Below are 18,793 nucleotides of genomic sequence, written 5' to 3'. Positions count from 1 at the left end.
ACCTCTGGAGTAGCAGACATGGCTAATTCATGGCGTATTTCCGCGCTCGCGGACCGTCATCGCGCATTGGGCTCGAACCTCGAAGACTGGAACGGCATGGGCACCGCATGGACGTACTCCGGCGACCTCGCCGATCAGCACGAGGCGATTCGCACCAAGGCTGGCTTGATGGATGTATCCGGTCTGAAGAAGGTCCACTACGTCGGCCCGCACGCGGAGAGCCTGCTCAACTGGGCAATCACGCGCGACGTCAGCAAGCTCTACCCCGGCAAGTCGGTTTATGCAGCGATGCTGAATGAAGACGGCAAGTTTATCGACGACTGCATCGTCTACCGCACCGGGCCGAATGCGTTCATGGTCGTGCATGGCTCCGGAACCGGTTATGAACGCCTCGTTCGCTCCGCGCAGGGCCGCCAGGTCGCCGTGCTGTTCGACGACGATCTGCATGATCTGTCTTTACAGGGTCCCGCCGCCGTGGACTTCCTCGCCGAACACGTGCCGGGCATCCGCGATCTGCCTTATTTTCATCACCTGCAAACGCGGCTTTTCGGCAAGCCGGTGATGATCTCGCGCACCGGCTATACCGGCGAGCGCGGCTACGAAATCTTTTGCAAGGCCGCGGATGCACCGTTCATCTGGGACACCGTCCTCGACAAAGGTGCGGCGTCCGGCATCATCCCGTGCGCGTTCACGGCGCTCGACTGGTTACGCGTCGAAAGCTATCTGCTGTTCTTCCCCTACGACAACTCCGAGATGTACCCGTTCGCGAACGAAAAGGCGGGCGACACGCTGTGGGAGCTCGGCCTCGACTTCACCGTATCGCCGGGAAAAACCGAGTTCTGTGGCGCGGGCGAACACTTCCGTCTGCAAGGCAAGGAGCGTTTCAAGATCTTCGGCGTACTGGTGGACTCCACCGAAGCAACCAACGGCGGCGACGCATTGTGGAACGACGGCAAGCAGGTCGGCGTCGTCACATGCGGCATGGTCTCGCGGTTGACCGGCCGCTCGATGGCGATCGCCCGCCTCGACGTGGACTACGCACGCCCCGGCGCGCCGCTCGAAGTGCGCGGCCGCATCAAGGCCCGTGCCAGCGCCGCCGAATTGCCGTTCGACGATCCGGAAAAGAAGAAACGCACCGCAATCGGCTGATCCGTCGACGGTCTCCCGTTACGTCTCTCACGTATTTTCAGGAGTGTCGCAGTGACCCAGAATTACATACTGACGATCAGTTGCCCGGCCACCTCCGGCATCGTCGCGGCCGTCTCGTCCTATCTCGCGCAATCGGGCTGCTATATCAGCGAGCTGGCGCAATTCGACGACGAATCCAACGGCACATTCTTCATGCGTGCGGTGTTCCGCTTCAACGATGCGAAGACCGGCAGCATCGACAAGCTACGCACCGACTTCGGCAGCATCGCAAACGACTTCGCGATGCAATGGAAGCTCTACAGCGCCGCGCAACCGATGAAGGTGCTGCTGATGGTCAGCAAGTTCGACCATTGCCTCTCCGACCTGCTGTACCGGTATCACAAAGGCCAACTGCATATGCAGATCACCGCCGTCGTCTCCAACCATCTGGACCTGCGGCCGATGGCGGAGCGCGAAGGCATCCGTTTCATCTATCTGCCGGTGACACCGGAAACCAAGGACCAGCAGGAAGCCGAACTGTTGAAGATCGTCGCCGAGACGGAGACGGAACTCGTGGTGCTCGCGCGCTATATGCAGATTCTCTCCAACAACCTCTGCAAGCAGCTCGCCGGCCGGGCCATCAATATCCATCACTCGTTTCTGCCGGGATTCAAAGGCGCAAAGCCGTATCACCAGGCATTCGAACGCGGCGTCAAGCTGATCGGCGCCACCGCGCACTACGTCACGTCAGATCTCGACGAAGGACCGATCATCGAACAGGAAGTGCAGCGTGTCGATCACGTCCTGCAACCGGACGGGCTCGTAGCGATCGGGCGCGATACGGAAACGGTGGCGCTGTCGCGTGCGGTGAAATTCCATACCGAACATCGCGTCTTCCTCAATCGCGACCGCACCGTGATCTTCCGATAACCCTGGCTCAACTCATCGGCGGCAAACCATGAAAAAACGCGTTGCAATCATCGGTGCGGGCCCTTCCGGGATGGCGCAATTGCGCGCTTTCCAGTCCGCGAGAGAAAAAGGCGCAGACATTCCCGATATCGTCTGCTTCGAGAAGCAGAAGGACTGGGGCGGCATGTGGAATTACACATGGCGCACGGGCGCCGACGAGAACGGCGAGCCGGTGCACGGCAGCATGTATCGCTACCTGTGGTCCAACGGGCCAAAGGAATGTCTGGAGTTCGCGGACTACACCTTCGAGGAGCATTTCGGCAAACCGATCGCCTCGTATCCGCCGCGTGAGGTGCTGTGGGACTATATTCGCGGACGCGTCGAGAAAGCCGGTGTACGGCCTTATATTCGCTTCAATACGGCGGTTCGTCAGGTGAGCTTTGACGCCGCAACCAGGAAATTCACCGTCACTGCGCAAGACTATTCCGCCGGCACAACGACGTCGGAAGAGTTCGATTACGTCGTCAACGCGTGCGGCCACTTCTCGACACCGAATGCGCCAAGCTTCCCCGGCTTCGAGAGTTTTGGCGGCCGCATCCTGCATGCACACGATTTCCGCGACGCGCTGGAGTTCAAGGACAAAGATGTATTGCTGGTCGGCAGCAGCTATTCGGCGGAAGACATCGGCTCCCAGTGCTACAAGTACGGTGCGAAGAGCATCACCAGTTGCTATCGCACGGCGCCGATGGGCTATCACTGGCCCGAAAACTGGGAAGAAAAACCGATATTGCAGCGCGTGCGCGGCAATATCGCTTACTTCGCCGACGACACGCACAAGCGCATCGACGCGATCATCCTGTGCACCGGGTATCAGCATCACTTCCCGTTTCTACCCGACGAACTGCGCCTGAAGACCGGCAATCGCCTGTGGCCTTTGAACCTTTATAAAGGCATTTTCTGGGAAGACAATCCGGGCCTGATCTACCTCGGCATGCAGGACCTCTGGTATTCGTTCAACATGTTCGACGCTCAAGCCTGGTATGCGCGCGATGTGATCCTCGGACGCATCACGCCGCCGTCGAAAGCGGAGATGACTGCACACAGCCTCGCATGGCGCGCGAAAGAAGAAAAGCTCGTCACCCATCAGGAAATGTTCGAGTTTCAGGGCAGCTACATTCAGGAGCTGCTCGATGCGACCGACTACCCGAGTTTCGACATCGAAGGGGTGAACCGAACTTTCCTCGAATGGAAACACGACAAGCATGACGACATCATGGGCTACCGCAACAAGTCCTATCGCTCGCTGATGACTGGCACGCAATCCCCGCCTCATCACACGCCGTGGCTATCGGCACTCGATGACTCGATGGACGCGTATCTTGGCGAACCCGTTGCGGCGTTGAAAACCGCCGGCTAAGCGGCGCGAGCCAGGGAAGAACATGCTGATACGCACCCCCATAAGCTCGCGTCCCGCTGAGCCGGCGCTATTTGCTCGCGCGGCCGGATGCGAACGATATCGCGTGGCGGGCGGCGGCCTCACGGTCGTCGCGCTCACGCCCGGCGATACTTTGCAGATCGTGGATATCGAAGGCCTGCAGCCCTGCGAACTCATGGCCTTCGATGCGCACGGCGAAGCGGCGCTGGCCGCGCTCGATCTACAAGCGTCGGCGGGCGCTTCGTTCATGGCGAGTCTGTTGCATAACAGCGCGGCCTCGCACGTGCTGACCGGTCTGCTCAAGCGTGGCGTTCATGCGAGCGCATTGCAGTCCGCGGCGACTATCTGGAGCGGCGACACACCGGCGGGCTTTACGCGAAAACTCATTGCCTCCGAAGCGCTGCTCGTCATCGTCGCCGCGCCGGGTGCCGCAAGGGCAATCGATTCGCAGAACCCGCCCACCGGCTTGCGCCTCACGATCGATCGCGCGAATCCCGCGCTGCTCGCCGCGCCGCCGCTTCCCGCACCATTGGCCGACACGCTGAACGACTTCACGATCCAGCCCGGCACCGCCACCGCGTACACGGTGCGCGCGGGAGAATACATTCAGGTACTGGACGTCGCGGGTCGGCAATGTTCGGATTTCGTCGCCTTCGATCTCGCCGCGTTGGATAGAAACAAGGAACTCGACCTCGACCAGACCGTGACGAGAACGCTGAATGGCAATGCGTATCCCGCTCCCGGCCTGTTCTCGAAGTTCTTCAATCGAAACATGCAGCCCATGCTCGAAGTCGTACGCGATACGGTGGGCCGTCACGACTCATTTGCACTGGCGTGCGCGGCGCGCTATTACGAAAGCCAGGGCTATTTCGGCCATAGCAACTGCAGCGACAACATGAGCCGTGCCCTCGCCGCTTTTAACGTGGCGCCGCGCCCCGGCTGGCCCGCGATCAATTTCTTCTTCAATACCGGCATCAATGCCCATCAGCAAATGACACTCGATGAACCGTGGTCGCGTCCAGGCGACTACGTGCTGGTGCGCGCGCTGACCGACCTCGTGTGCGTGAGTTCGTCCTGTCCCGACGACATCGATCCTGCGAACGGCTGGAATCCGACCGATATCCAGATCCGCGTCTATCCGAACAAGGAACGCTTCTCCATTGCCATGGCTACCCGAACCACGCCCGATGCCGAACCGGTCCTGACCCGCGAGTCAGGCTTTCATGCAAAGACGTCGGCGCTCACCCGCCATTTCACCGACTATCGCGGCTGGTGGCTGCCCACGCACTACGAGGGCTTCGGCACCGTCGAAGAATACTTCGGCTGCCGGGAGCGCGTCGCCATGATGGATCTGTCCGCGCTGCGCAAGTTCGAGATCATCGGTCCCGACGCGGAAGCCCTGTTGCAATACTGTCTGACGCGCGACGTCCGGCGCCTCGCGGTAGGCCAGGTCGTGTATTCGGCGATGTGCTATCCGCACGGCGGCATGCTCGACGACGGCACGCTGTTGCGCCTCGGCCCGGACAATTTCCGCTGGATCTGCGGCGAAGACTACGCCGGTGTCTGGCTGCGCGAGCAGGCCGCGGCGCTCGGCATGAAAGTGTGGATCAAATCGGCCTCGGATCAGATTCACAATCTGTCGATTCAGGGACCGCTGAGCCGCGAGTTGTTGAAGCAGATGGTGTGGACGCCGCCCACCCAGCCGGCACTCGATAAGCTCGGCTGGTTCCGCTTTCTGGTCGGCCGGCTCGACAATTACGAAGGCTGTCCGATCATGGTCTCGCGCACCGGCTACACCGGCGAACTCGGCTATGAAGTCTGGTGTCATCCGCAGGATGCCGAACGCGTGTGGGACCGTTTGTGGTTGGCTGGGCAACCGCTAGGCATGGTTCCGCTCGGACTGAACGCGCTCGATATGCTGCGCGTCGAAGCCGGCCTGATCTTCGCCGGCTACGAGTTCACCGACGAGACCGATCCGTTCGAAGCCGGCATCGGCTTTTCGGTGCCGCTGAAAACCAAAGCGGACGACTTCATCGGCCGCGACGCATTGCTTGCCCGCAGCGCGCATCCGCGGCACAAGTTGGTCGGACTCGAACTCGACGGCAACGAACCCGCGCATCATGGAGATTGCGTGCACGGGCAACACAACGCGCGCGCGCAGATCGGCGTGGTCACGAGCGGCGTGCGTTCGCCGATCCTCGGCAAGAACATTGCGCTGTGCCGTATCGATATCGCCTATGCCGAACCGGGAACACGCTTGCAGGTCGGCAAGATCGACGGGCATCAGAAACGCATCGACGCTCAGGTCGTGGCGCCGATCTTCTACGATCCGGACAAGAGCCGTGTCCGCGCCTGAACGGCTGCAGCACGGGCCCCGGCTTGCGCCAGGTAGCGCGGCGGGGCTGCGCCACCAACCCCGCTCAATGCCGCATCAAGGACCACAACAGCAGCGCCAGCAACAGCACCACGACCACCTGCCAGAACAGCACCGGATCGCTCTCGAGCAAGGGCTTGCGCCGAATCGGCGCCATCGCGTCCCGACCGCTCGAAAAACGATCGAGATCAGCGCAGACTTCGAGCACGTCCTGATACCTGCGCGCCGGGTCGGTCTGCAGGGCTTTCTCCAGCACCAGGTCGAGCCATTGCGGCGCGTCCGGCCGGTACTGATAGAGCGGCACGCGTCCATTAAAACCGTAGGGCAGCTTGCCGCCGCTGAACAGCCGGTACAGGGTCACGCCAAACGCGAACACCTCGGAGCGCGCATCGCCCTGTGCGCCCTTCATCAACTCAGGCGCCATATAAGCGGGCGAGCCCGGCGCGGCGTCAGGGCCTGGCAACTGCATGCCCGGCATATAACCGAAACCGAGATCGAGCAGGCGCGTGCTATCGCCCCACATCACGAGCACGTTCTCGGGTTTGATATCGCGATGGAAGATATTGCGGCGATTCAGCACGTCGATCGAATGGCCTAGCTGTTGCGCGATCTTGAGCGCACGTGGCAGTGCCATGGGCTGAGGCGCCGCCAGCAGTTTTTCGAGCGTGACGCCTGCGCCGAGCGGCATCACCACATAGAGCCGGGTTTGCCGGTCGGCATCGATCGGCATCGGCGCGAGCACGCCGTCGTCGCCGATCTTGCCGGCCAGCCAGCGCTCGCGCACGATCGACTGCCGCACGTTCTCGTCCTGCTCGACACGCGGCTTGGGAAACTTGAGCGCCAGCGGCGTGTTCGGATCGGCCAGATCGTAGCCGGCGAAAATCCGCGAATAGAAGCCATCGCTCAACACGCTCTTGAGCAGATATCCGTCGACCACCTCGCCGGCGTCGGGAACAGCCGGAATAGGCAAAACGCCGACCACACGTTCGAGGTAACCGACATCGAGCGAAGGCAGGGCGCCCACATCGAGCACCGCGCTCGTCACGTCGTCCTGCGAGCCGCGCGTCAGCGCCAGCGCGCCCAGCCGCCGTGCCGTTTCGAGCGCACCGCCGCGCGCCGCCAGCACCGTCTGCAGTTCGCGCATCGGCACGCGGCGATAGAGTCCGTCGGAGCACATCAGCAGTCGGTCGCCCTCGCGCAGCTCAAGCGTTTCGATGCGCGTCACCAGCGTCGGAAGCATGCCGACCGCGTGCGCCACATACGAACCGAAAGCAACCGGCACCACGTCGTCGTCACCGAGCTGGGTCAGTTGGCCATCGCGCAGCAGATAGAGCCGCACATCGCCGGCCGCGACCAGATACGCGGTAGCGCGGCGCACGATCAGCGCCGCAAAGGACGCGGACATCTGCTTCAGTGCAGGGTCGACGCGGCCGATCTGATGCAGCCAGCCGTGTATCGCCTCGAGCGCGCGCGCAGCGGCCACGCCGGGCTGCAAGGTGTCGGCGAGCCCGTAATAGGCATCGATAAAGGTCCGCACCGAGAGTTCGGCTGCGACCCGTCCGCCCTTGCTGCCGCTCACGCCATCGGCGAGAGCGATCACGCTGCCACGCGCGGCGCGCGCCGCGAGATCGCCGAGCATCACGCCGACGTAGTCTTCGTTAATGTGATCCTGCCCGCGGGCGCGGGCAGGGAAAGAAACACAACCGATCTCGAGCGCGGCGCACTCGCCGCGCTCCGGCCTCAACTGCAGATCGATTTCCTGGCCGCTCATTCCGCGACCGCTAGCGGGCCTTCCCTCTGGATCGTCTGGCACCGGGCTGGTGTTCGGTGCGGGCAAGCTATCCTGGGAGAAGGGTTCATTCATTTACTTTTTGCCGTGGGTCATCACGTCGCTTGTTTCCAGATCGTGCTCGATCTTCTCGAGCACCTGCGGCGAGCGCTTCTTGAGCATCAACAACCAGACTGCGCCAACCAGCATATACGCAACGAACAGATACGGCAGGATGTTATACGGATAATCGGGCACCGGATACACGCTGCCGATCACCGCGCCGACCATCGCCAGTGCGCCGAGCACGCCCCACACCACGTTGCTCGTCTTGAGCTCGCCCTGCTTCTTCAGATAAACCGGTGCCGCGATGGCGACCAGGAAATACACGACCAGGAAGCCGAAGGTCGCAAACGTACTGGTATAACCGAAGGTGTTGAGCGGACCCGTGCCGAGCATCGCGATACACACCACAAAGGTCACGATGGAGGAAAACGCAACGGCAATGTACGGTGTCTGGTGCGTGCGGTGCACCATGCCCATCGAGCGATGCACGAACTGATAGCGGCCCATCGAATACAGCAGACGGCTGGACGAGTTGATGCACGCAAGCACGCACGAGAACGCGCTGACCGAGGCAATCAGATAAAACACCGGACCGAGCGGCGAGGCGCCGACGCTCGTAAGCAAGGTGCTGAGCACGGCCGAATCGCCGCCGAGCTTGGCTGCGTCGTCGTGGTAGGCGATCGTCATAGAGTACGCCACGAACATGAAGAACAGGCCCGACAGGATCACGCACCAGACCACCGCACGCGGAATGACGCGCAACGGGTTTCTGGTTTCCTGGCCGAGCGAGGCCGCGCTTTCGAAACCGACGTACGAGAAGATGCCAAGCACCATGCCCTGTGCCATGCCCTTACCGCTCACGCCCTGCAGACCCAGTTGCGTATGGTCGATGATATGGTCCGGATGCAGTGCGAGCACATAGATCAGCACACCGCCCACGATCACCACCGAAGCGGCTTCGATTGCCAGCGACAGGCGCGAGGAGAGCTTCACGTCACGCGCCGAGAAGAACCAGGCCAGGCCGACAAAGATCGTGTAGACCGCCCACGACGGGATATTGACACCCCAGGCCGTAAAAGCGTTCTGCACGAACACTACGCCTGCGGCGCCAACCCCCATTGCAGTGCCCACGTAAGCCGCGATCAGGCCCCAGCCGGCAATGCCCCCCGCCATCGGCCCAAGCGCGCGCGAGATATAGATAAAGAACGAACCCGCCGACGCGATCCGGCTCGAGAGCGCGATGATGCTCATGCTCACCAGCAGCAGTCCGAGCGTCGAAAGACCATAAATCAACCATGTCCCCGCACCGGCCAGCGCCGCGATCGCGGTCACGTTGATCGACGGCGTGAAGGTCGGTGAAAGGTTCGCGATAGATTGGCCGATGACCTCGGGAAAACCTAACGTGCCGGCACGCAGACCGCCGGATGGTGCCGGCGCTGCTTGCGTGGTGCTTTGCGGAGTGCTCATGTCGGGCTCCTGATAGATTGGTGAATCAAGGTTGAATGCACTCAACTTTTCCACAGTCAAAAAACTCAAAACAATTCAATTCATTTGGTCCATCCGGGAATCCAGGAAGTACCCGCGAGCGGAATGCGCGCCATCGCCGCCGCCTCGACCGTCAGCGCGACCAGATCCTCCGGTTCGAGGTGATGGACGTTCTGCTTGCCGCACGCGCGCGCGATCGTCGTCAGTTCCATGTTCAACGTCTTCAGGTAGTTGCGCACGCGGCGCGAACCTTCATCTGGCTGGACACGCTGTTCGAGCACCGCGTCCTGGGTGGTCACGCCGACCGGGCACTTGCCCGTGTGGCAGTGATGGCAGAAACCCGGCGACGTATTCAGCGCCGCGTAATCCGCCGCCGCCGAATGCAGCGCGCCGTTCTGAAAGTACGTATCGCTGTTGCAGCCGAGCGCCATCAGCATGCCCTGCCCGATCGCCACCGCATCCGCGCCGAGCGCCAATGCCTTCGCCACGTCAGCACCGGTGCGGATGCCGCCCGAGACGATCAGTTGCACCTGGCCTTTCATATTCAGGTCTTCGAGCGCGTCCACCGCCTGGCGAACCGCGGCCAGCGTCGGAATGCCGACGTTCTCGATGAAGCAGGTCTGCGTCGCCGCCGTGCCGCCCTGCATCCCGTCGATCACCACCACGTCCGCGCCCGCATGCACCGCGAGCTTGACGTCGTTGAACGTGCGGGTTGCGCCGACCTTCACGTAGATCGGTTTTTCCCAATCGGTGATTTCGCGCAGTTCCTGAATCTTGATCGCCAGATCGTCCGGGCCGGTCCAGTCCGGATGACGGCTCGCAGAACGCTGATCGACGCCGGCCGGCAACGTGCGCATCGAGGCGACGCGCGGATTGACCTTCTGCCCGAGCAGCATGCCGCCGCCGCCCGGTTTCGCGCCCTGGCCGATCACGATTTCGATCGCATCGGCGCGGCGCACGTCGTCCGGATTGAAGCCGTAGCGCGACGGCAGGCACTGATAGACCAGCGTCTTCGACGAGCGGCGCTCTTCCTGCGTCATGCCGCCGTCGCCGGTGGTGGTCGAGGTGCCCATCGCGGTCGCGGCCTGGCCGAGCGCTTCTTTCACGTTTGCGGACAGCGCGCCGAAGCTCATGCCGGCGATCGTGATCGGAATGTCGAGCACCACCGGTTTTTTGGCGAAGCGCGTGCCGAGCACGGTCTGCGTCGCGCATTTCTCGCGATACCCTTCGAGCGGATAGCGCGACAGCGAGGCGCCGAGAAACAGCAGATCGTCGAAATGCGGCACACGGCGTTTCGCGCCCAGACCGCGAATTTCATAGAGGCCGCGCTGCGCGGCGGCGTGGATATAGTCGATCGTCTTGCGGTCGTAGCCTTGCGACTCTTCCTGCTGCAAGCGGACGAATTGAACGGATTTGGCTTCCATGGGGGCCTTCTTCGAGAGCGTGTGTTCAATATTCCTGGTTCGCGTCGGCGTTCCAGTGATAGAGCGTGCGAGCGGAGGCGATCCGTTTGAACGACGCCGGGTCGTGGTCCATGCCAGCGGCGGTCAGCAGCGCGCGCACCGCGTCGATATCCGTCTGCGTCATCGGCTCGTACTGCGCGTCCGCGCCGAGCGATTTCACGTCGCCGCGCACGTACAGCACCGCTTCGTAAAGTGAGTCGCCGAGCGCATCACCCGCATTGCCACAGATCACCATGCGGCCCGCCTGCGCCATGAACGCCGAGAAGCTGCCCACCGAGCCGCCCACCACGATGTCGCCACCCTTGAGCGAAATACCGCAGCGCAGGCCCGCATCGCCGTCGATCACCAGCAGGCCGCCGTGCGCCGAAGCGCCCGCGCCGTTCGACGCGAAACCCTTCACATGCACCTTGCCGCTCATCATGTTTTCCGCGACGCCGGTGCCCGCGCTGCCGTCGATCTCGATCGTCGCGTGTTTGTTCATGCCGCCCGCGTAATAGCCGGCGTGACCGGCGATCGTCACTTGCACCGGCGCATCCACGCCGACTGCGAGGTTATGCGCGCCATTCGGCGCGACGACCGTCACCGCCTGGCCCTCCAGTTCGCTCGCCGGTTTGTGCAGGAACTGGTTCAGCTCACGGACCGTCGTGCGCGCCAGATCGAAAGTCAGGCTTTCCATACATACATCTCCTCAGGTGCGGGTTCGAAGACCCTGGCGTTCTTGATATCGGGCAGATGCGCGAGCGAACGGAACTCGGAAGCGATAGCGACGTAGTCGTCGTTTTCCGCGACCACCGCCGGCTTGCACGCGAACGGATCGCGAATCAGCGCGAGTTCGGTCGAAGTGCCCATCAGGAACGTGTAGAAGCCGTCGAGTTCTTCGAAACCCTTCTGCAAGGCGACCGGCAACGTGTCGCCTTCGCGCAGCCGCCATTCGAGAAAGCGGCAGGCGGCTTCGGTGTCGTTGTCGGTATCGAAGTGAATGCCTTGCGGTTCGAGCTTGCGGCGCACGCCATGCGCGTTCGAGAGCGATCCGTTGTGGACGAGGCAGAAGTCGTCGCCGGCCGTGAACGGATGGGCGCGGTCAGGCGTCACCGCCGATTCGGTCGCCATACGTGTGTGGCCGACCAGGTGCGAGCCTGTCAGGTTCGCAAAGTCATAACGCTCGGCGACTTGCGACGGCGAGCCAATATCCTTGTACAGATCGATCGAGCGGCCGCTCGACAGCAGATACAGCTTCGGATAGCGCTCGCGCAACCACGTCTTCACGCGCTCGACATTGCCTTGCACCGTCAGTACCGCATGATTGCCCTTCGCATCGGCACGGGCAGTCACGTCCATTGCCGCGTTCAATGCGTCCAGCAGCGGTTGCCATGCGAAGTCCGCGCCTTCGTCGGTGAAGCCCGCGTAGATGCTCAGCTTGCGCTGGCTCGCTTCGACCTGTTTGCCGAACACCGCGAGGCCCGCCGAATCCGGTCCGCGCTCGGTCATGCCGATCAGCATCGGCACCATCAGTTCGCCGAGCCGTTCGCGCAATGCCGGCGTCTTGACCAGCAAGCCCACAATTCCGCACATGGTGCTTCTCCTTAGAAAAATTCGAGGTAGGTCTTCAGTTCCCAGTCCGAAACGTGGCGCATGTATTCGAGCCACTCCATCCGTTTGAGCTTGAGGAATTCATCGGCAACCGGGCCGAGCGCGTCGCAGATCACGCGGTCGCTTTCGAGCGCATCGAGCGCCTGCTCGAGGTTTTGCGGCAACACGCCGATGCCGTGTTCGGCGAGTTTCGCGGGCGACCACTCGTAGAGATTTTCGTTAGCCGGTTCGCCCGGCGACAGACCACGGTCGACGCCGTCCAGCCCCGCGGCAATCACGGCCGCCGTCGCGAGATACGGATTGCATGCGCCATCCGGCAAGCGCAGTTCGATGCGCTCGCCGGGCATGCGCACCATCGTCGAACGGTTGTTGTCGCCGTAGCTGATGTAGGCCGGCGCCCACGTTGCGCCTGTCAGCGAACGGCCAACCACGAGGCGCTTGTACGAGTTCACCGTCGGATTGCACAGCGCGGCCAGCGCCGGCGCGTGCGCGAGCAGGCCCGCCGTGAACTGGTAGCCGAGCGTGGAGAGGCCCATGCCGAGCTTGTCGCTCTTGTCGGAGAACAGGTTGCGTTCGCCGTCGCCGATGGACATATGCATGTGCATGCCATTGCCGGGACGGTTCGCGAACGGCTTCGGCATGAACGAGCAGATCATGCCGAGTTCATTGGCGATCTCGGAGGCTGCCATCTTGAAGAACACGTAGTGATCGCACGAGGTCAGGCAATCGGTGTACGTGTAGTTGATTTCGAACTGACCGTTCGCGTCTTCATGATCGATCTGATAGACGTCGATGCCGACCGCGCGCATCGACTCGGTGAGCTTTTCCAGGAAGACGCGCGTACGCGAGAGTCCCTTGTAGTCGTAGCACGGCTTGGCGAGCGTATCGCTCGGATCGCAGGGCTCCAGCGTGCCGGACGCCGAACGGCGCAGCAGCGAGAATTCCGGTTCGAGGCCCGTGAAGAGCGTCCAGTCGCGCTCGGTCATCCGTGCGACCTGCTTCTTCAAGGTCACGCGCGAATCGTATTGCCACGCTTCGCCATCCACATGACCGTCGCAGACGATCCGTGCGAGACCCGGCTGCCACGGCACCGGCGTGAGCGTCGCCAGATCGCCGACGGCCATATAGTCGGGGCCGTTCGGCTCGATACCGACTCCCCAGATCGCAAACCCCGCGAAACCGGCACCCGCTTTCAACACGCTCTTCAGATGACTGACCGGCACCGATTTCGCCTTGGCCACGCCGTGAATATCGACAAACTGCGCCAGCACGTACTTCACGCCCTGCTGCGTCAGATACGCTTGCGCCTCTTCCGCCGAGCCGAAGCGGGGCACGCATCCGAGCTCGTTGACCGGCAGCTTGCTCGCATCGTTCAAGTTCATCGCCACTCCTTGCAACTGCATCTTTCGTGGTTTGGAAAAGCCACACACAACGCGTGTGACCGGGTTACGCAATACGCTCCCGAACGCCGGTTGCGGCGCGCTTCGAGCCTGTTTTCAATCGGCCGGATACTTTATTGGTGAGAAACAAAGATTCTTTTAGTGAAACTCTTTGCGCGTGACTTGGCGCTGCAATCTGCTACGCTTTCCTTTTACGTGAGGCTTACATGCAAATCGGTGAAGACAATAAAACGCCGCTTGAACGCTACCTCGGCAACACCATTCGCGAATTACGCCAACGCCACGGCCTGACCATTGCTCAGGTTTCCGCTCAGGCCGGCATCAGCCGCGGCATGCTCTCGAAGATCGAAAACGCGCAGACTTCCGCAGGTCTCGAGGTCCTCAACCGCATCGCCCAGGCACTCGGCGTTTCGCTCTCCATGCTGTTCCGCAATTTCGACGTGCCGCAAGGCGGTGCACAACTCGTCAAAAAAGGCAGCGGCATGGAAGTGGTGCGCAAGGGCACCAAAAGCGGCCACACCTATCACCTGCTTGCCTATGACCAAGGTCCGCATAAGCTTTTCGAACCCTTCCTGATCACGATGGAGGACGAAGCCGAACGCTTTCCCGTGTTTCAGCATCCGGGCACCGAATTCATTCACATGCTCAAGGGCGTGATCGAATACCGCCACGGTCAGCAAACCTACATTCTTCATCCTGGCGACACCCTCACCTTCCAGGGCGAGATACCGCACGGTCCGGAACGCCTGATCAAGACGCCCATTCAATTCCTGTCGATCTTCGTGTATCCGCAATCGAGTGCAACTGACTGATCGCTCGCTGCGGCCGTCTCAGTCGATGCCTCTATCAATGCAACGTTTGTGCCATGTTTATCTGAGTGAATCAAAGATTCCCACCAATAAACGCTTTGGACGCCATGCGCCGTTCCTGATTTCGACGCTGAAAGGTTCATCAGTCTGACTGCGGTGCACATCGTCGCTGTGACTGGTGCGACTTTGCACAAAAACGAGGTGTGCGGTTAAGCAGCGTTAAAAGCAACACTTATACAAACTCGCGCTATCGCGCCTGAATCAGCGCAATGCATCGTCCGGCAGATCGGGCAGCGCCCGCGCGAGCGACGGTTGAATCGCGTTGTCCAGCACGCCGCGCGTCAGCATGACGATGTCGCCGGCGAACTGTTCCCACTCGCCCTGGCGATGCAGCAGGAAAAAATCGCGCCGCCCGAGGCGGCTCGGCGGCAACGGCATCACCGCGATATCGTCCAGATAGTGCCGCGCCTGCCACAGACACAAAGGGGTCGAAATCGCGAATCCCACCCGCGCGGCTACCAGACTCAGCAGCGGATCGGTCGCGTCGAACTCGTAACGCCGCGGACTGTTGATGCCCAGATGCCGCGCGAAACGCTCGATCTGCTGGCCGATCACCGAGCGCGCCGTATAGCGGATCAGCGGCAGCTCAAGCGCAAGCGTGCGCCAGTCGATATTGCGGCGTCCGTTTAATTGGCTGCGTGCAACCACCACCACGAATGCCTCGGAAAACAGCGGCACTTCGATGATCCGTGCGTCGCTCAGCGTGGTCTGCGTGCAGATCGCGATATCCAGTTCGCGGTCGTGCAACTGTTTGCTAAGCCCCGGCGTGAGACCGGACCACATCGAAATCTGCCGCTCTGAATTCGACACCGCACGAATCAATTCAGGCCCGACAGTGGCCGCGAACGAATCGACGCACCCCAGGCGTACCGGCATCTTGCCGGCCTGCGAGGCATCGCCGATGCGGGTGCTCACCATCTGCGCGTGTTCGATCAACGGCCCCGCCAACTCCAGCAACGCGCGCCCCGCTACATTCGGGCGCGGCGGACGGCTCTCGCGATCGAACAGCGTCAGGCCCTGATCTCGCTCCAGCGCGGCAATCGACTGGCTGATGGCGCTCTGGCTCACGCCGAGCTGCTTCGCCGCGCCCGTCATCGAGCCGCTGTCGCAGACAGCCACAAAAGCCTGCAACGCGCGCAGATCGATCGGGGTCGGGGTTCGTCTCATGAAATGCTCCGCTCGCGTGGGTGACATGCCGGTCATCCTGTGCGGTACGACAGCATGGTGCCGAGGTTCGCGCGGTTGGTGCACAGGATGAGAAATTGCATTGGCTCGCCATAAGTTTGCCTAATACAAAATTGGCGCGGCCAACGTTTTCCTAGAATTCGCCTCATTGCCTACACAGAGGTCCACATGAGCCACTACGATTTCATCGTGATTGGCGCTGGCGTCATCGGCGCGTCGGTCGCCCATCATCTCGCCGCATTGGGCGCGCAAAGCGTGCTGGTTATCGAACAGGGCACGATCGGCGCGGGCACCACGTCACAGTCGTCCGGCCTGTTGCGCACGCACTATTCGGTGCGCCAGAACGTCGAACTCGCGCGCTCTTCGTGGTGGGCATTCAATAATTTCGCTGACTATCTCGGCGACGACGAAGCGTCCTGTGGTCTCGTCAAATGCGGCTATCTGATCTGCGCGCCCGACGGCGACAAGCTGGAGCCGCTGCGCGCCTCGCTCGCCGCGCAGCAGGAGATGGGCATCGAAGTGCAACTGCTCGACAGGGCGCAAGCGCACGAGCGCCTGCCGATCGCGAACTTCGACGACGCCGCGCTGATCGGCTATGAACCGGAGGCGGGTTTTGCGGATGCCTATCTGGTGGCGACCGGCTTCGCCCGTTCGGCGCGCCGGCGCGGTGTCAAGATCATGGAAGGCGTGACGGTCACGGGGCTCGTGCGCGAAGGACGCCGGATCACCGGCGTCGCAACCAGCGCGGGCAACTTCAGTTGCGGAACTCTCATCAGCACGCAGAATATCTGGACGCCGGAACTCGCCGGCTGGATTGGTGTGCCGCTGCCGGTCAAGCCTGAGCGTCACACGGTGCTCGCGCTCGAATGCGATGGCGCCGCGTACTCGTTCAAGATGCCCGCGTTCAAGGACCTGGGTTCGGCCGGCATGCTCTATTACCGTAGCTATGGCGGCAGTCAGATGCTCGTGTCCGAAGGCGTGGTCGGCGAAACGCTGAACTCGCCGGAAACCGAACAGGGCGATATCTCGCTCGACTACGTCGCCGAAGTCGGCGCGCAAGTTGCCGAACGCTTCCCTGCTTATGAGGCCGCCGGGCTGGCTTCGTCATGGACCGGCGTCTACGACGTGACGCCCGACTGGAATCCGGTGTTGGGCAAGGTCGCCGATATCGAGGGACTCGTTGTCGGCTTTGGCTTCTCCGGGCACGGCTTCAAGCTGTCGCCGGGCATCGGCAAGATTCTCGCGCAGCATGCGCTCGGCCAGCCCACGGATGTTTCTCTCGCACCCTATGCGCTCGACCGGTTCGCCAGTGGCGCGCTACTGGTGGGCAAGTATGGCTCGGGCGCGGTCTCCTGACTACTGGACGTAAATACAGAACGTAAAGGGTGCTCAAGTCATGACAATCAACATTCTGGTTCCAGTCAAGCGCGTGGTGGACGCCAACGTCCGCGTGAGGGTCTCGTCGAACGGTTCGATCGACACCACCGGCCTCAAGATGTCGCTCAACCCGTTCGACGAATGTGCCGTCGAAAAGGCATTGCAACTCAGGGAAGCCGGTGTTGCGTCGAAGGTGACGGTGATCACGTGCGGCACGCAAGCCAGCCAGGACGTGTTGCGCACGGCGCTCGCGATGGGTGCCGACGATGCCGTGCTGATCGACACATCGGCGGCAACCGCCACGCTGGATTCGCTGGCGGTGGCGCGTCTGCTGAACGCTCACATGGCGAGTCGGGAATACGGCCTCGTCCTATGCGGCAAGCAGGCGATCGACGGCGACATCGGCGGTGTCGCCGCCATGCTCGCCGCCCTGCTCGACTGGCCGCAGGCGTTGAACGCAGGCGCACTCACGGCGGATGGCACAGGCTGGTCCGTCATGTGCGACGACGACACCGGCACGGCGACGTGGCGGCTCGAGGGCGCGGCTGTCGTCAGTGCGGATCTGCGCCTCGCCGAGCCGCGCCGCGTGACCTTGCCGAGCATCGTCAAGGCGAAGCAGAAGCCGCTCGCGATCGTGGACGCCGCCACGCTGTCAATCGACCTGACGCCCCAGAGCCATATCATCAAGCTCAGCGATCCGCCGGTTCGCCAGCCCGGCATCAAGGTCGCCGACAGCGCCGCGCTCATCGCAGCGCTCGCAGAACGGCGCGTATTCGATCAAGCAGGAGTGTCCGCATGAGAAGCCTTGTCGTAGCTGAGAGCGAAAACGGCCGAGTGGCCGACGCGACGCTTCGCGTCATCACCGCGGTCATGCAACGCGGCCTGCCGGTCGATGTGCTCTTGCTGGATGCCGCGCTTGCATCCACGGTCGAAAAGATTGCCGGTGTCGAGCGCGTTCTCGTGATGGCCGACGCGATGAGCGAGGGCGTTGTGCCTGAAACGCTCGCCGCGCAGTTGCACGCGATGCATGGACCATACTCGTTGATCGCCGCGAGTCATCGGACGCTCGGCCGTAGCACCCTGCCACGCGCCGCGGCGCTTGTCGGCGGTGCGTTCATTCCAGATGTGATCGCGGTGGAAGGCGAAGGCGCGTTCGTGCGCAGCCTTTATGCAGGAAGCGTCATCGCCAACGTGAACACGGCCAGCGCCGTGACGTTCGCGACATTTCGGGCGTCGTCGTTCGCGCCGGCGACCGACAGCGGCGGCAACGCGCAACGCGTGACGCTTGAACCGGCTGCGGGCTTTAGCCGGACGAAGCTCGTCGAGCGCCAGGCATCGGCACGGACTGGCCGCGAATTACCCGACGCGCGGATCGTCGTCGCGGGCGGGCGCGGTCTGGCATCGAAGGACAACATGGATCGGCTCGGCGAACTGGCGGAAAAGATGGGCGCGGCGCTCGGCGCATCGCGGGCCGCGGTGGATGCCGGCTACGCGCCGAATACCGCGCAGGTCGGGCAAACCGGCAAGATGGTCGCACCCGACGTCTACCTTGCATTCGGCATCTCCGGCGCGATTCAGCATCTGGCCGGGATGAAGGACTCGAAGACCATCGTCGCAATTAATAAAGATCCGGACGCGCCGATCTTTTCGGTCGCGGACATCGGGCTCGTCGGCGATCTGTTCGAGGTGGTGGGCGAGATCGAAGCGCATGTCGGCGCGGGAGGCGCGAGCCGATGACGCTTCA

The 18,793-nt window shown here is 62.4% G+C and carries 15 protein-coding genes; 8 read left to right on the top strand and 7 right to left on the bottom strand.

The features are described 5' to 3' along the window. Positions 1-18: 18 nt before the first annotated feature. From P3T25_RS06905 to P3T25_RS06890, 4 genes are read left to right on the top strand one after another with little or no spacing between them, the layout of a single operon-like run. Positions 19-1,149: an aminomethyltransferase family protein gene (locus tag P3T25_RS06905; RefSeq protein ID WP_154563669.1), complete on the top strand. Its 1,131-nt coding sequence runs from the start codon at positions 19-21 to the stop codon at positions 1,147-1,149. A gap of 51 nt (positions 1,150-1,200) precedes the next feature. Beyond that, complete coding sequence (gene purU, locus P3T25_RS06900) at positions 1,201-2,058, top strand: formyltetrahydrofolate deformylase (protein WP_054041202.1); 858 nt, start codon at positions 1,201-1,203, stop codon at positions 2,056-2,058. A 28-nt stretch (positions 2,059-2,086) separates the two neighbouring features. Continuing rightward, complete coding sequence (locus tag P3T25_RS06895) at positions 2,087-3,454, top strand: flavin-containing monooxygenase (protein WP_154563667.1); 1,368 nt, start codon at positions 2,087-2,089, stop codon at positions 3,452-3,454. A gap of 22 nt (positions 3,455-3,476) precedes the next feature. Further along, a complete protein-coding gene (locus tag P3T25_RS06890) occupies positions 3,477-5,828 on the top strand; it encodes a DUF1989 domain-containing protein (RefSeq protein ID WP_429357742.1) in 2,352 nt (783 codons plus the stop codon). A gap of 64 nt (positions 5,829-5,892) precedes the next feature. On the opposite strand, the gene P3T25_RS06885 is transcribed toward P3T25_RS06890, so the two are convergent. The 6 genes from P3T25_RS06885 to glnT form a co-directional block, all read right to left on the bottom strand. After that, positions 5,893-7,710 (bottom strand): bifunctional protein-serine/threonine kinase/phosphatase, encoded by a 1,818-nt coding sequence (locus P3T25_RS06885; RefSeq protein WP_429357741.1) that lies wholly within the window; start codon positions 7,708-7,710, stop codon positions 5,893-5,895. After that, positions 7,711-9,147: an APC family permease gene (locus tag P3T25_RS06880; protein WP_154563661.1), complete on the bottom strand. Its 1,437-nt coding sequence runs from the start codon at positions 9,145-9,147 to the stop codon at positions 7,711-7,713. Positions 9,148-9,227: 80 nt separating this feature from the next. Next, positions 9,228-10,589: an FMN-binding glutamate synthase family protein gene (locus P3T25_RS06875; RefSeq protein ID WP_154563659.1), complete on the bottom strand. Its 1,362-nt coding sequence runs from the start codon at positions 10,587-10,589 to the stop codon at positions 9,228-9,230. Between the two features lie 25 nt (positions 10,590-10,614). Beyond that, entirely contained in the window at positions 10,615-11,304 is a 690-nt protein-coding gene (locus P3T25_RS06870; RefSeq protein WP_154563657.1) for a protein glxC, read from the bottom strand. Continuing rightward, positions 11,292-12,200 (bottom strand): class II glutamine amidotransferase, encoded by a 909-nt coding sequence (locus P3T25_RS06865; RefSeq protein ID WP_154563655.1) that lies wholly within the window; start codon positions 12,198-12,200, stop codon positions 11,292-11,294. The genes P3T25_RS06870 and P3T25_RS06865 overlap by 13 nt, the downstream gene beginning before the upstream one ends. Positions 12,201-12,211: 11 nt before the next feature. Beyond that, complete coding sequence (glnT, locus tag P3T25_RS06860; protein ID WP_174825311.1) at positions 12,212-13,600, bottom strand: type III glutamate--ammonia ligase; 1,389 nt, start codon at positions 13,598-13,600, stop codon at positions 12,212-12,214. 224 nt (positions 13,601-13,824) lie between these two features. Here glnT and P3T25_RS06855 point away from each other — a divergent pair, with 224 nt between their 5' ends. After that, entirely contained in the window at positions 13,825-14,430 is a 606-nt protein-coding gene (locus P3T25_RS06855) for a helix-turn-helix domain-containing protein (RefSeq protein WP_154563653.1), read from the top strand. Between the two features lie 258 nt (positions 14,431-14,688). Here the strand turns inward: P3T25_RS06855 and P3T25_RS06850 are convergent, their stop codons facing one another. Beyond that, complete coding sequence (locus P3T25_RS06850; RefSeq protein ID WP_154563651.1) at positions 14,689-15,654, bottom strand: LysR family transcriptional regulator; 966 nt, start codon at positions 15,652-15,654, stop codon at positions 14,689-14,691. A gap of 186 nt (positions 15,655-15,840) precedes the next feature. Here P3T25_RS06850 and P3T25_RS06845 point away from each other — a divergent pair, with 186 nt between their 5' ends. Genes P3T25_RS06845 through P3T25_RS06835 form a run of 3 tightly spaced genes read left to right on the top strand, consistent with a single transcriptional unit; the run spans position 15,841 to position 18,786 of the window. Then, entirely contained in the window at positions 15,841-17,028 is a 1,188-nt protein-coding gene (locus tag P3T25_RS06845) for an NAD(P)/FAD-dependent oxidoreductase (protein ID WP_154563649.1), read from the top strand. Positions 17,029-17,074: 46 nt separating this feature from the next. Next, positions 17,075-17,848 carry an electron transfer flavoprotein subunit beta/FixA family protein gene (locus tag P3T25_RS06840; protein ID WP_168435836.1) on the top strand — a complete coding sequence of 258 codons (774 nt, stop codon included), beginning with the start codon at positions 17,075-17,077 and terminating at the stop codon, positions 17,846-17,848. Continuing rightward, positions 17,845-18,786, top strand: a complete 942-nt coding sequence (locus P3T25_RS06835) for an electron transfer flavoprotein subunit alpha/FixB family protein (protein WP_429357740.1) — start codon at positions 17,845-17,847, stop codon at positions 18,784-18,786. Before P3T25_RS06840 ends, P3T25_RS06835 begins: the two co-directional genes overlap by 4 nt. The last annotated feature ends 7 nt before the right edge of the window (positions 18,787-18,793 follow it).

Source organism: Paraburkholderia sp. GAS32 (genome assembly GCF_050434225.1).
Classification (GTDB): Bacteria; Pseudomonadota; Gammaproteobacteria; order Burkholderiales; family Burkholderiaceae; genus Paraburkholderia; species Paraburkholderia madseniana.
The sequence above is the reverse complement of the archived record's forward strand: the minus strand, read 5'-3'. Positions and strand labels throughout refer to the sequence as shown.